Genomic DNA, 13,445 nt, shown 5'->3' on the forward strand with positions numbered 1-13,445 from the left:
TACTACGCAGCGCGGCCGTCCGTGAACGTGTCTTCGGCGCCGATGCGCTCGGTGCCCACAACTGCGCCATAGGTCGTCGATCCGCGATTGGGACGGGCGGATCCCGGGGACGCGCGCGGGGACCACTCCAAGCTCGCGGCGCGCCCGCACCCGAACGGAGGTTCGCCGCTCGCTAAGGTGGGTCCGCCCCGGCCGCGCGACCCCTCGCGCGGCCGTCCTGCGTCCCCCGCCGCCGAGAAGAGCATGTCGTCGCTTCGCCCCCTCCTGCACCACCTGAACACCTCCGACGACGCGGTCCGGCTCGCCGACGCGGGCGGCAGCGCGTTCGTCTCGCAGTCGCTGCGCCCGTACCTGCTCGCCGGCCTGCTCGACGGGGTCGACGGGTCGGCCGCCGCCGGCCGGCCCGCGGTCGTCGTCGCCGGGGACGACCGGCAGGCCAAGGAGCTCGCCGCCGACCTGCGCGCGTGGCTGCACCCGCGCCCGGTGCGGTTCTGCCCCTCGCGCGGCGTCGCGTACGAGTCGCACCTCGCCCCGCCCGCGCACCTCGTGGGCCTGCGGGTCGCCGCGATGGACGCGCTCGTCTCCTGGGACCCGGACGCCGACGCCGAGCCGCCCGTCGTGGTCGTCAGCGCGGTCGCGCTCAGCGAGAAGGTCCCGGACCCGGCGCTGCGGCCGACGAGCTTCACGCTCCGCGTCCGCGACCTCGTCGACCTCGACGAGCTCGCGCAGGACCTCGTCGACGCCGGCTACGAGCGCGTCGACCAGGTCGACGACCGCGGCCAGTTCGCGGTCCGCGGCGGCATCCTCGACGTCTACCCGGCGACCGAGGACCGGGCGGTGCGCGTCGACCTCTTCGACATCGAGATCGAGTCCCTGCGCGGCTTCAGCACCTTCACGCAGCGCAGCCTCGACGACCTCACCGAGATCGAGATCGCCCCCGCCGCCGAGCTCGCCGCCGAGCACCGCGCCGACGCCGAGACCGCGACCGTCCTGGACGGCGACGAGCGGCCCGACATCGCGCAGCTGCTGCCCGTCGACCGCTTCCACGCCTTCCTCGACCTCGCCCCGCAGGACACCGTCGTGCTGCTCGCCGCCGAGGAGGAGGTCGCGCCGGCGCTCGCCGACCACTGGCAGGACGTCTGCGCCGCCTTCCACGACACCGACGCCCACCACCTCTACGTCGCGCCCGACCCGATCGTCGCGACGCTCGCCCAGCGCGCCCACGTGCGCCTGTCGAGCATCAGCACCGACCACGACATGGAGTTCCGCGCCCAGGCCGCGGACACCGCGGCGCGCACGCTCAAGGAGGCCGAGCCCGAGCTCGAGAAGCTCGTGCGCTCCGGCTACCGGACCGTCGTGGCGTTCCCGCGGCGCGGCGACGGCGAGCGCTCCGCCTACAACTTCGCGCGGCTGAAGGCCGAGTGGATCGTGCCCGGCGACACCGACCTGCGCGACCGCGGCGACACCGGCGCCGAGCGGGCCCCGACCGTGCACTTCGTGCAGGCCCGCCTGCGCGACGGGTTCGTCGCCCCCGGGATCAACCTCGCCGTCATCCCCGACCACCGGCTGTTCCGCCGGCGCAAGCAGCAGCGCGAGGACGCCGCCCGCGGCGGCGGCAAGGGGATCGTCAAGCGCGGCGCGCTGCGTTCGTTCGCGGACCTGCGCACCGGCGACATCGTCGTGCACGAGGACCACGGCCTCGCCCGCTTCGCCGGTTTCGACACCAAGACGGTCGCCGGGGTCACCCGCGACTACCTCGAGCTCGAGTACGCCGGCAGCGACAAGGTCTTCCTCCCCGTCGACCAGCTCGCCAAGATCAGCCGCTACGTCGGCGCGGGCGGCAGCCACCCGCCGCTGTCCAAGCTCGGCGGCAAGAGCTGGGAGACGCTGAAGTCGCGCGCCCGCCGCGCCGCGCAGGAGCTCGCCGGCGAGCTGCTGAACCTCTACGCCGAGCGCCGCCGCCGCACCGGGCACGCGTTCCCCGAGGACTCGCAGTGGATGCGCGAGTTCGAGGACAAGTTCCCCTGGACCGAGACCGCCGACCAGAAGGACGCGATCGAGGCGGTCAAGGGCGACATGGAGGCGCCGCGGCCGATGGACCGGCTGATCTGCGGCGACGTCGGCTACGGCAAGACCGAGGTCGCGCTGCGCGCCGCGTTCAAGTGCGCCGACGACGGCAAGCAGGTCCTCATGCTCGCCCCGACGACGATCCTCGCCCAGCAGCACTACGGCAGCTTCGCCGAGCGCATGAAGGACTACCCGTTCACCGTCGCGCACGTCAGCCGCTTCCGCACCCCGGCCGAGCAGAAGGAGGCGATCGCCGGGTTCAACGAGGGCCGCGTCGACGTCCTCATCGGCACGCACCGCCTGCTCGGCCGCGACGTCCGCGGCAAGGACCTCGGCCTGCTGGTCGTCGACGAGGAGCAGCGCTTCGGGGTCAAGCAGAAGGAGCTGCTGCGCCAGCTGAAGCTCAAGGTCGACGTCATCGCGATGAGCGCGACGCCGATCCCGCGGACGCTGCAGATGTCGCTGGCGGGCCTGCGCGACATCACCGTCATCGAGACGCCGCCGGAGGGACGGCGTCCGGTCAAGACCTACGTGGGCGAGTACGACGAGGAGCTCGTCAAGCAGGCGCTAACGCGCGAGAAGGACCGCGGCGGCCAGGCGTTCTTCCTGCACAACCGCGTCGAGACGATCGACGAGACCGCCGAGCGGCTGCGCGGCCTGTGTCCGGGCATGACCTTCGAGGTCGCGCACGGGCAGCTCGACGAGCAGGAGCTCGAGCGGCGCATGGTCTCGTTCCTGCGCGGCGAGGCGGACGTCCTCGTCGCCACGAGCATCATCGAGAGCGGCATCGACATCCCGCAGGCCAACACGCTGATCGTCGAGCGGGCCGACATGTTCGGCCTGTCGCAGCTCTACCAGATCCGCGGGCGCGTCGGGCGCTCCAGCCAGCGCGCCTACGCCTACCTGCTGTACCCGGCGGCCGCCGCGCTGACCGAGGAGGCGACCAAGCGCCTCAGCGCCCTCTCCGACTACACCGAGCTCGGCGCCGGCTTCAAGGTCGCGATGCGCGACCTCGAGCTGCGCGGCGCCGGCAACCTGCTCGGCGACGAGCAGTCCGGTCACGTCGCGGCGCTCGGCTTCGAGCTCTACATGTCGATGCTCGAGGAGGCCGTCGAGGCCGCGGGCGGCGGCGACCCGGACGACGCGTTCGAGCCCGTGCGCCTCGACGTCAGCGTCGACGCGTACATCCCCGCGAACTACATCCCCTACGAGCAGGCGAAGATCGACGTGCACCGGCGGATCGCCGGCGCGCGCGAGGTCGCGGACCTCGGCATGCTCCAGGACGAGCTCGCCGACCGCTTCGGCGAGGTGCCCGAGCCGCTGTCGAACCTCATCGCGCTGCAGATCGCGCGCGTGAAGCTCGGACAGGCGGGCGCGCGCAACGTGTCGTTCCGCGGTGGCCTGCTGACCGTCACGCCGATCGACCTCGAGGACGACCAGCAGGCCCAGCTGCGCGAGCGCGCCGACGACGTGAAGATCGAGCCGGGCCGCTCCCAGGTCAGCTTCCGGGTGCCGACCGCGCCCGCCGAGCGGTTCCCCGCCGTGCTGAAGGCGGCGGACGACCTCCTGGCGGTGACGCGGGCGTGACGGCGTAGGGGCTACCATGCGCGCCACATGAGCTCTGTCAAGGCCCGTCTCATCGTCGCGCCCGCGGCCATCGCGCTGTCGGCCTTCGCCCTCGCCGCCTGCGGGGACGACGCCGTCCCCGGCAACGCCGTCGCGAAGGTCGGGGACGCGTCGATCTCCAAGACGAACTTCAACCACTGGATGGAGGTCGCCGCGATCTCCTCGCAGGGCGCCGCGAACCCGCAGCTGGCCGCCCAGGGCAAGAAGCCTGCCGTGTCGATCCCGCAGCCCCCGGACTTCACCGCGTGCATCGCGAAGAAGACCAAGGAGGCGCCCAAGCCGGCCAAGGGGCAGCCGAAGCCCACCGCCGCGCAGTTCAAGACGCAGTGCAAGCAGGAGTACGAGGGCCTGCGCGACCAGGTGCTGCAGTTCCTGATCTCCTCGGAGTGGATCCAGGGCGAGGCCAAGGACCGCGACGTCAAGGTCTCCGACGCCGAGGTCAAGAAGCAGTTCGAGACGACGAAGAAGCAGTCGTTCCCGAAGGAGAAGGACTTCCAGAACTTCCTGAAGTCGTCCGGGATGACCATGGACGACCTGCTGTTCCGCGTCGAGCTCGACACGCTCTCCAACAAGCTGCGCGAGAGCGTCACCAAGGGCAAGGACAAGGTCACCGACAAGGAGATCTCCGACTACTACGCCAAGAACAAGGCGCGCTTCGCGCAGCCCGAGCGGCGTGACCTGCGGATCGTCCTGACGAAGACCGAGGCGAAGGCGAACGAGGCCCGCGCGGCGATCGCCTCCGGCCAGTCGTTCAAGACGGTCGCGAAGAAGTTCTCGATCGACCAGGCCTCCAAGGACCAGGGCGGCGTGCTGCTCGCGGTCGCCAAGGGCCAGCAGGAGAAGGCGTTCGACGACGCGATCTTCTCGGCCAAGACCGGCGCGCTCGAGGGCCCCGTCAAGACGCAGTTCGGCTTCTACGTCTTCCGCGTCCAGAAGGTCACCAAGGCCTCGCAGCAGACGCTCGCCCAGGCGAAGGAGACGATCAAGCAGCTGCTGGCCTCCCAGAACCAGCAGAAGGCGCTGGACGACTTCGTCAAGGACTTCCGCGACAAGTGGAAGGACAAGACCGACTGCCGCGACGGCTTCGTGATCCAGGACTGCAAGAACGCCCCGAAGCCCAAGACGAACACCGGCCAGCAGGGCGTCGCCACGACGCCCGCCAACTAGCCGGCGGACGCCCCGGCCGGGTGGCCTCCCCCCAGGAGATCCAGGAGGCCCTCGGCCGGCTCGACGCGCTGACCCGCGAACTGCGGGTCGCGTGTCCGTGGGACCGCGAGCAGGACGCCCGCTCGATCGTGCCGCACACGGTCGAGGAGGCGTTCGAGCTCGCCGACGCCGCCAACGCCGGCGACGACGCCAAGCAGGTCGACGAGCTCGGCGACGTCCTCTTCCAGGTCCACTTCCTGTCGCTCCTGCTGGAGGAGCGCGGGGTCGCGTCGCTCGCCGACGTCGCGGAGGCGTGCCGGCAGAAGCTCATCCGCCGCCATCCGCACGTCTACCCCGACCCGGACTCGGCGATCGCCGGGCCCGACGGGACCGTGCAGGCCTCGACCGCGGGCGAGGTCCTCGCCAACTGGGACGAGATCAAGAAGTCCGAGGCGGGCCGCGCACCGGGGATCTTCGGGGAGGTTCCGGAGAACCTGCCGGGCACGCTCTACGCCCGCAAGGTGCAGCGCCGCACCGCCTCGACCGGCTTCGACTTCGACGGCGTCCCGCTGGAGGCGGTCGCGGGCGAGCTGCAGGAGCTCGCCGAGGCCGTCGCGCAGGCCGACGGGGACGTCTCGCCCGCCGGGCCGGTCCGCGACGCGCTCTTCCACGAGGTCGGCGACGTGCTCTTCGCGGCGGTGAACGTCGCGCGCAAGCTGAAGGTCGACCCGGAACTGGCGCTGCGGGCCGCCGCCGACCGCTTCCGCGGCCGGATCGAGGCCGCCGAGGCGCAGGCGACCGCCGCCGGCGAGGAGTGGGCGTCGCTGACGCCCGACCGGCAGCTGCAGCACTACGCGCAGGCACGCCTGCGCGAGCACGGCTGAGCCGCGCCGCCACCCGCACGACACGTCGCGCGCGGGCGCGCGAGAATCCCGGGCCATGAGCGCGATCCAGTCCGTCCACGCCCGCCAGATCCTCGACAGCCGCGGCAACCCGACCGTGGAGGTCGAGCTGACGCTCGCGTCCGGCGCGCACGGCCGCGCCGCGGTCCCGTCCGGCGCCTCCACCGGCGAGTTCGAGGCGACCGAGCTGCGCGACGGCGGCGACGCCTATCTCGGCAAGGGCGTCACCAACGCGGTCGCCAACGTCAACGGCGAGATCGCCGGCGCGATCACCGGCCGCGACGGTGGCGACCAGGCGGGCCTCGACGGCGCGCTGATCGAGCTCGACGGCACCCCGAACAAGTCACGCCTGGGCGCCAACGCGATCCTCGGCGTGTCGCTCGCCGCCGCGCACGCGGCCGCGGCCGAGGCCGGCGAGCCGCTCTGGCGGCACCTCGGCGGCCCGTCGGCGAACGTCCTGCCGGTCCCGATGATGAACGTGCTCAACGGCGGCGCGCACGCCGACAACTCGGTCGACTTCCAGGAGTTCATGGTCGTCCCGTGCGGCGCGGCCTCGTTCTCGGAGGGCCTGCGCACCGGCGCGGAGGTCTTCCACAGCCTCAAGAAGATCCTGCACCAGCGCGGCCTCGCGACCGCGGTCGGCGACGAGGGCGGCTTCGCGCCGAACCTCGGCTCCAACGAGGAGGCGCTGCAGGTCCTCGTCGACGGCATCGAGGCCGCGGGCTACACCCCGGGCACCGACGTCGCGATCGCCCTGGACCCCGCCACCAGCGAGATCCACGGCGACGACGGCCTCTACGACCTCGAGCACGAGGGCCGCAAGCTCACCGCGCAGCAGCTCGCCGAGTACTGGGCCGAGATGGCGGGCAAGTACCCGATCCTCTCGATCGAGGACGGCATGAACGAGGAGGACTGGGACGGCTGGAAGGTCCTGACCGACCTCGTCGGCGACACGGTCCAGCTCGTCGGCGACGACCTCTTCGTCACGAACCCGGCGCGCCTCACGCGCGGCATCGAGGCCGGCGTCGGCAACTCGATCCTCATCAAGGTCAACCAGATCGGCACGCTGACCGAGACGCTGGAGGCGATCCGCATCGCCACCGAGGCCGGGTACACCGCGGTCATGTCGCACCGCTCGGGCGAGACCGAGGACGTCACGATCGCCGACCTCGCCGTCGCCACCGGCTGCGGCCAGATCAAGACCGGTGCCCCGTCCCGCTCGGACCGCGTCGCGAAGTACAACCAGCTGCTGCGCATCGAGGAGGCCCTCGGCGCCGCCGCCACGTACCCGGGCCGCTCGGTCTTCCGCTCCTAGCGTCCGGGCCGCGGCACGCGGCCACCCGGTGCGTGGTGGCCGCGTTGCACGTCCGTCCAGCGGGCAGGAACCGTCGGGTCGGGGGCGAACCTTCGCGGTGTGAGCTCCCACCGCCGCCCGGGAATCCGCCTCGACCGCGTCTCGCGTCTCGCCTTCCTCGTCGTCACCGTCGGGGTGCTCGCGCTGTACGTCGGGCCGCTGCACTCCTACGTCACCACGCGCGGCGAGGCCGCGCAGAAGCGCCAGGACGTCGCGGAGCTGCGCAAGGAGAACCGCGAGCTGCGCGCCCGCCGCGCGGCGCTGAAGGACCGCGGGGCGCTCGAGCAGGAGGCCCGCAAGCTCGGCATGGTCCGGCCCGGCGAGCGCTCCTACGTGCTGCGCGGCCTGCCGTCGGAGTAGTCCGGGGCCCGCGGTGCGCGGGTGCTAGCGTCGGGACGGATGTCGACGTTCGAGACCGCCGTGCAGCAGTGGCGCGAGGGACAGCGCCGGATCGACCAGCTCGAGGACGCGCAGCAGATCGCCGCCGAGCGCGTCGTCGAGCGCACGGTGCAGGAGCTGCGCCGCCGCCTGGGGTCCTCGTTCACCACCGAGGAGCTCGTCGACCTCTACGACCGCGGCACCTCCTGGGTGCTCGACCTCGCGGTCGCGACCGCGCCGGGCGCGCCGTGGGCGTGGGAGCAGCGGCTCGTCGCCGACGCCGCCTTCCACCGCTACGTGCGCGAGGCCAGCGACTACGCGGGCGGCCGCCGGCTCGACCTCGACGCCGACTGACGCGCCGGGGCTACAGCACCTCGCGCTGCACGACCCAGAGCCGCGCGACCGGGGCGAACCCCATCCGCGCGTAGAGCTCGCGCGGGGAGTCGTCGGCGTCGGCGACGATCACGACGAGCTCGGCCCCCTGCGCGCGGGCCTCCCGGACGCACGAGGCGATGACGCGGCGGGCGAGGCCACGGCCGCGGTACGGCGGGAGCGTCACGACGTCCTCGATCTGGAAGACCTGACCGGTGCGGTGCAGCGTGGCGTGGGCGGCGTCCTGCCCGTCGACCGCGACGACGACGCCCCGGGCGCCCCGGGCGGCGCGCTCGCGGGCCCGGACGCGCGCGAGCTGCTCGGCGACCGCGGGCTCGAGCCCCGACGCGACGTCGGAGCGCAGCCCGACCGCCCGGACGCGGGCCTCCGGAGCGACCGGCACGTCGGCGACGCCGATCGCGGCCGGCGGCGCATCGGGCGCGAGCACCATCACGACCTGGGCCCCGCCGCCCCAGCCGTGGGGGAGCAGCGCCGCGTGCAGGCGCGCGCCCTCCGCGTCGTCGGTGATCACCGCGCGGCGATGCCCGAAGCCGTCCAGCGCCTCGTCGAGAACCGCGATCAGCCCGCGGGCGTCGAGGTCGGCGCTGCGGTCCAGCAGCAGCTGGTTGGCGACGAACGCCCGCGGCTCGTCGGGGCTGCGCAGCAGCGTGCCGCGCGGGTGGGGGAGCGCCTGTGCGGCGCCGCCGATCGTGAGGGCGCGGACCGCGTCCAGGGCCCGGGCGGCGGCGTCCGCCGCCGCGCTCACTCCTCGGTGTCGCCGCCGACGCGGCGGATGACGATCTGGTCCTCCTCGACGGTGACCTCGATCGCGCGGTGCCCGGCCCAGTGCTCGGCGTACACCGCGTTGTCCTGCACGCTGGGATCGAGCCACAGGCCGTAGCCCTCGTCGCCGTGGTCGAACGTGCCCTCGTACGGGCCGGTCGACGCCCCGCGCCGGCGGCCGCGGCCACCGCGACGGCCGCGACGACGCGCGGGCTTGTCGTCCTCGTCGTCCTCCTCGCCCGCCTCGGCCTTGCGCTTGGCCTCCTCGGCGGCGCGCTCGGCCTCCTCCGCCTCGCGCTTGAGCCGCTCGGCCTCGGCGGCCTCCAGCTCCTCGGCGATGCGCGCGTCGTCCTGCGCGCGCAGATCGAACTCGTCCTCGAGGATGTCGGCGCCCTCGGTCTCGGGGGCGGGCTCGGCCGGGGCGAGGTCGTTGTCGCGCTTGAACGCGGCGATCTGCTGGACCGTGACCTCGAGCTGGTGGGCGATCCACGCGTCGGTACGGCCCTGCTGCACCCACGTGCGGATCTGGTTGAGCTGCGGACGGAGCGATCGGCGTGCCATAGTCGCGGACAACCTATCGGAAGGCCACGTCAGGGGCCCGGGTGGCGGCCCTTCTGGAGAATCGCTGCGTACACCGGGTTGCGGCGCTTCGGCGAGCCTGGCAAAGTGCGCGGCACCGGCAGGGGAACCACGGAGGCCACAGAGCGTCATGCTCGTACTGACACGCAAGTCCAACCAGAGCATCATGATCGGCGACGACATCGAGGTGTCCGTCCTGTCGATCATGGGCGAGAAGGTCCGCATCGGCATCCAGGCGCCGCGGGACATCCCGGTGTTCCGCAAGGAGGTCTACCTGGAGATCCAGGAGGAGCGCGCGATCGAGGCGGGGGCCGGTCAGTCGTTCCGCGCCGAGGTCGACGACGCCCTCAGCAAGCTCGGCGAGAGCTGAGCGACCGCGCCGTCCGCGGCGCGCAGGTGGCACATCGTGTCGCACATCCCTAGGGTCGGGGGGTGCGCACAACCCGAATCCTGCTCGTCGCCGTCGCGACGAGCGTCGCCGTGTCGGCCGCCGGGCCGGCGGTGGTCACGGCGAAACCACGGGTCGCGAGCACCCCGGCGTTCACCGGGCCCGCCAAGAAGGTCCGCACCGGGACGCCCACGGGCACGACCCCGGCACGCCCCGTCCGCCCGTCGCTGAAGCTCGCCGACGCCGTCGGGCGCCCGACCCCGCACGTCGCCGTCGACGACGCCGGCACCGCGTACGTCACCTGGCTGCTGGCGACCGACCCGACGAGCGGCACCGAGGGCGGCATCGGCTTCTGCCGCCTGCCGCGCGGGGCGACCGCGTGCGACAACCCGCCCGGCAGCCGCGTCCTGCGCCCGCAGAAGGCCACCTACGGGCCCGGCGACGACCCCGCCTTCAACCAGGACGCCGGCGGCGGCGCCTACCCGCTCGTGCTCGGCGACCAGCTGTTCGTCCTCAGCACGCGGTCCGTCACGACGTACGCGACCCCGGCCGGGGACTCCACGACCACGACGATCGCGTTCGCCTCCACCGACGGCGGCGCCACCTTCAGCGGCGGCCTCCCCGTCGCCGCCGACCTGGCCCTGGCGACGCGGCCCGTCCAGTTCGGGCCGGGAGACAACCCGCTCATCGGCCTGCTCGGCGCGACCGGCGGGTCGCTGGCGGGCGGCGGCAGCGTCGCGTTCACGTCGCTGCAGGGCGGCAGCTTCTCCACCGACCGCATCGTCTTCCCGACCGCGACCGCCGGGGTCCTCGCCCCGCTGCCGGGCGGCGGCATCGCCGTCGGCTACCCGAGCGCGGGCGGCGCCGCCGTCCAGCGCGCCGCGGCGGCCACACGCCCGTCCGGCCCCGAGAGCTTCTCCGCCCCGCAGCGCGTGCCGGGCACCGCGCTCACCGGGCTCGGCGCCGGACCCGCCGGGCTGACCGCCTTCGCGCTGGGCGGCGCCACCGCCGCGCTGAACCAGCGCGTCGTCGCGACGCCGCTGGACGGGGGAGGGGCGCCGGTCGCCCTGACCGCCGACAGCGCGCAGGAGCCGATCGCGACGACCGCGGGCGCGGCGCCGGGCGCGCAGCTCGTCACCGCCTACAAGGACGTCGGCGATCCGGTGAGCGCGAACGGCCTCTACGTCCGGCGCAGCCCCGACGGGCGCAGCTTCACCGCCCCGGAGCGCCTCACGGCGGCGAGCGAGGGGGTCTTCCTCCCGGACGTCGCGGCCGCGCCGGACGGCGGCGGCGTCGCGGTCTGGCAGAGCGGCGAGACCGACGGCGAAGTGCGCGCGGCGACGTTCGGGCCACAGGGCCGCCTGACCGCCCCCGGCCTGCCCGGGACCACCCCGGGGGCGGGGAGCGCCACCGGCGACGGCGGCGTCACGCGCGAGTGCCAGCGGATCGCGGTCGCCGCCGTCCAGGTCACGACGGCCGACGGCGTCGGCTGCTTCCTGCCGGGGATCGGCGCCGACAAGGGCTCCTCGGTCTCCAACGGTCCCGTGCTCTACAACGGGCTGCGCATCACGCCGCTGGGCGGATCGCAGATCGTGCTGCGCACCGACCGCGCCGCGAAGTCCGTGACGCTCTACTCCACCGGGACGGTCACGGTCGACATCCCCGGCAACGAGGCCGGTGACATCCGCATCTTCCAGGGCCAGCTCAAGCAGAAGCTGACCGCCAAGGTCGGCCAGCCCGTCCTGGACCTCCCGAAGTTCCCGACGCAGGTCCGCGGGTTCCGGGTCGCCAACGCGCTCGCGCCGCTCGCGACCGCGGGCTTCGGCGTCTCGATCCCCGTCGACGTCGACCTCGGTCCCCAGTTCTTCGGGCTGACCGGCCACGCCGACCTCGTCGTCACCCCGACGGGCGGTCTGCGGCTCGACACGCTGCGCATCCGCCAGGGGACGCTGCCGCTCGGCCCGGTCGTCGTCGAGGGGCTCGACGTCACCTGGACCCGCGAGGGGAACCGCTGGTCGGGCACCGGCGCGGTCACGATCCCCGGCGGCGCGCGGCTCGCCCTGCAGGCGCAGTTCGACGGCACCTCGTTCGCCGCGACCGCCACCTACGACCTGCCGTTCCCCGGGGTGCAGCTGTTCCCCAGCCCGCCGGTGTTCCTGCACCGGGTCGCCGCGGGGCTCGAGGTCAACCGCAACAACCGCCCGCTCGTCGTCAACGGGGGTGTGGGCGTCGGGGCCGTCCCGGTCTCGCCGGGCCGCTACCTGCTGGACCTCGACGGCACGATCGCGCTGACGTTCGCGAACCCGTTCGTGGTCCAGGTCCGCGGCAGCCTCGCGGTCCTCGGGCTGTTCGACGTCGCGAACGCCTCCCTGCGGGCGGGCTCCGACGGCGTCGTGCTCGCCGACCTCGAGGTCGGCGCGATCGACAAGAACTTCCTCTACGTCGGCGCGAAGGTCCGGGCCGGGGTCTCCGCCGCCGGCTTCGAGGGCAAGGGCCAAGGCGAGGTCTGCATCGGGATCTTCGTCGTCGGCGCCTGCAAGGACCTGCCCGAGGGCTACGTCTCCAGCCGCGGCATCGCCGGCTGCGCCTCCTTCGACGACGAGGCGTACACCGTCACCTACCGGTGGGGCGGCCCGATCCGCAAGCACGCCGGACCGACCTGCTTCTACGACGACATCTCCGTCGGCCTGATCAGCCGCACCGCGCTGCGGCAGGCGGGCGGCGGACTGACCGTGCCCGCCGGGGCCCGGTCGGTGTCGATCGACGTCCAGTCCGCGACGGGGGCGCCGCAGGTCGACGTGCTCGACCCCGCCGGCGTCCCCGTGCCGCTGGACGCGGCGTTCGTCGAGGTCGGCTCCTCGGAGACCGTCCACGCCACGACGATCCAGATCAACCAGCCCGCCCCGGGGCTCTACCGCGTCGTGCCCCGCCCGGGGACGCCCGCGCTCACCGGCGTCCAGGCCAGCGTCCCCGCGCCCGCGCCGACGGTGACCGGCAGCGTCTCCCGGGCCCGCGGCAGCCGGCGGACCGTGTCCTTCCGGGTGCGCGGCAACGCCGACGCGACCGTGGCGCTCGTCGAGCGCACCCGCACCGGCGACGTGCCGCTGAAGGCCGGCGGCCGGGGCGGCACGGTGTCCTTCACGCCCAACGCGCTCGTCGCCGGACGTCACCAGATCGTCGCGCGCGTCAGCAGCGGCGACGGCTTCGTGCTGCAGGAGAAGGTCATCGCGAGCTTCGTGCAGCCCACGCCGCGCGGTCCGGCGACGCCGCGTCGCGTGCGCGTGCGCCGTGCCGGGACGGCGGTCCAGGTGCGCGTCACGCGCGGCCGGGGACCGGCGACGCGGCTGATCGTCACCGGCCGCTACGGAGACGGTGCGCGCGCCTCCGCGGTCGTCCCGCCCGGTCGGAGCACCGCACGGCTGCCCGCCCCGGCACGGAGCCTCGACGCCCCCGGCCCGCTGCGGGTGACCGTCGTCGCGATCAGCACCGCGGGCGTGCGCAGCGGCACGCGGTCGGGCTCGCTGACCGTGCGGGGCTCGCAGCGCGCTCCCCGCACGCAGCGGCGGCGCTGACGCGCCGCCCGCGGACTCAGCCCATCACGAGGTAGAGCGTCTCGAACATCGCGACCGTCACCAGGGCGGCGGTCGCGAACAGCACGAGGCAGAGGCTCACGAAGCGCAGCTTGCCGTTGCGGTGGATGCGGTCGACCTCACGGCGACGGGCACGGATCTCCGTGCTCCGGGCTAGCGCCTCACGGCGCTGACGGTCCGCTTCGGCCTCCTCGAAGAACTGCCGCTCGAGGTCCGCGATGGTCTGTCGCATGCGCATGGACGCTCCATAGCCTAGCTCA

The 13,445-nt window shown here is 73.7% G+C and carries 11 protein-coding genes; 8 read left to right on the forward strand and 3 right to left on the reverse strand.

The window, feature by feature from the left end:
- Nucleotides 1–243: 243 nt before the first annotated feature.
- From mfd to C7Y72_RS11460, 6 genes are all read left to right on the forward strand, one after another.
- Entirely contained in the window at nucleotides 244–3,654 is a 3,411-nt protein-coding gene (gene mfd / locus C7Y72_RS11435; protein ID WP_107569768.1) for a transcription-repair coupling factor, read from the forward strand.
- Between the two features lie 27 nt (nucleotides 3,655–3,681).
- Nucleotides 3,682–4,860 (forward strand): peptidyl-prolyl cis-trans isomerase, encoded by a 1,179-nt coding sequence (locus C7Y72_RS11440; protein ID WP_107568849.1) that lies wholly within the window; start codon nucleotides 3,682–3,684, stop codon nucleotides 4,858–4,860.
- Nucleotides 4,861–4,880: 20 nt separating this feature from the next.
- Entirely contained in the window at nucleotides 4,881–5,723 is an 843-nt protein-coding gene (locus tag C7Y72_RS11445; RefSeq protein WP_107568850.1) for a MazG family protein, read from the forward strand.
- Nucleotides 5,724–5,778: 55 nt separating this feature from the next.
- A complete protein-coding gene (gene eno, locus C7Y72_RS11450; RefSeq protein ID WP_107568851.1) occupies nucleotides 5,779–7,056 on the forward strand; it encodes a phosphopyruvate hydratase in 1,278 nt (425 codons plus the stop codon).
- Nucleotides 7,057–7,155: 99 nt separating this feature from the next.
- Nucleotides 7,156–7,455, forward strand: a complete 300-nt coding sequence (locus C7Y72_RS11455) for an FtsB family cell division protein (RefSeq protein WP_107568852.1) — start codon at nucleotides 7,156–7,158, stop codon at nucleotides 7,453–7,455.
- A 39-nt stretch (nucleotides 7,456–7,494) separates the two neighbouring features.
- Nucleotides 7,495–7,827: a hypothetical protein gene (locus C7Y72_RS11460; protein ID WP_107568853.1), complete on the forward strand. Its 333-nt coding sequence runs from the start codon at nucleotides 7,495–7,497 to the stop codon at nucleotides 7,825–7,827.
- A gap of 10 nt (nucleotides 7,828–7,837) precedes the next feature.
- Here the strand turns inward: C7Y72_RS11460 and C7Y72_RS11465 are convergent, their stop codons facing one another.
- Nucleotides 7,838–8,611 (reverse strand): GNAT family N-acetyltransferase, encoded by a 774-nt coding sequence (locus tag C7Y72_RS11465; RefSeq protein WP_107568854.1) that lies wholly within the window; start codon nucleotides 8,609–8,611, stop codon nucleotides 7,838–7,840.
- A complete protein-coding gene (locus C7Y72_RS11470; RefSeq protein ID WP_107568855.1) occupies nucleotides 8,608–9,189 on the reverse strand; it encodes a hypothetical protein in 582 nt (193 codons plus the stop codon). The genes C7Y72_RS11465 and C7Y72_RS11470 overlap by 4 nt, the downstream gene beginning before the upstream one ends.
- 148 nt (nucleotides 9,190–9,337) lie before the next feature.
- On the opposite strand from C7Y72_RS11470, the gene csrA reads away from it, so the two are divergent.
- Both csrA and C7Y72_RS11480 read left to right on the forward strand, forming a co-directional pair.
- The gene (gene csrA, locus C7Y72_RS11475) at nucleotides 9,338–9,577 is read left to right on the forward strand and encodes a carbon storage regulator CsrA (protein ID WP_107568856.1); all 240 of its coding nucleotides are present in this window, start codon (nucleotides 9,338–9,340) and stop codon (nucleotides 9,575–9,577) included.
- A 62-nt stretch (nucleotides 9,578–9,639) separates the two neighbouring features.
- A complete protein-coding gene (locus C7Y72_RS11480; protein WP_107568857.1) occupies nucleotides 9,640–13,167 on the forward strand; it encodes a hypothetical protein in 3,528 nt (1,175 codons plus the stop codon).
- A 16-nt stretch (nucleotides 13,168–13,183) separates the two neighbouring features.
- Here the strand turns inward: C7Y72_RS11480 and C7Y72_RS11485 are convergent, their stop codons facing one another.
- Nucleotides 13,184–13,417 (reverse strand): hypothetical protein, encoded by a 234-nt coding sequence (locus tag C7Y72_RS11485; RefSeq protein ID WP_146175341.1) that lies wholly within the window; start codon nucleotides 13,415–13,417, stop codon nucleotides 13,184–13,186.
- Nucleotides 13,418–13,445: the final 28 nt, after the last annotated feature.

This window comes from Paraconexibacter algicola (genome assembly GCF_003044185.1).
Taxonomy (GTDB): Bacteria; Actinomycetota; Thermoleophilia; order Solirubrobacterales; family Solirubrobacteraceae; genus Paraconexibacter; species Paraconexibacter algicola.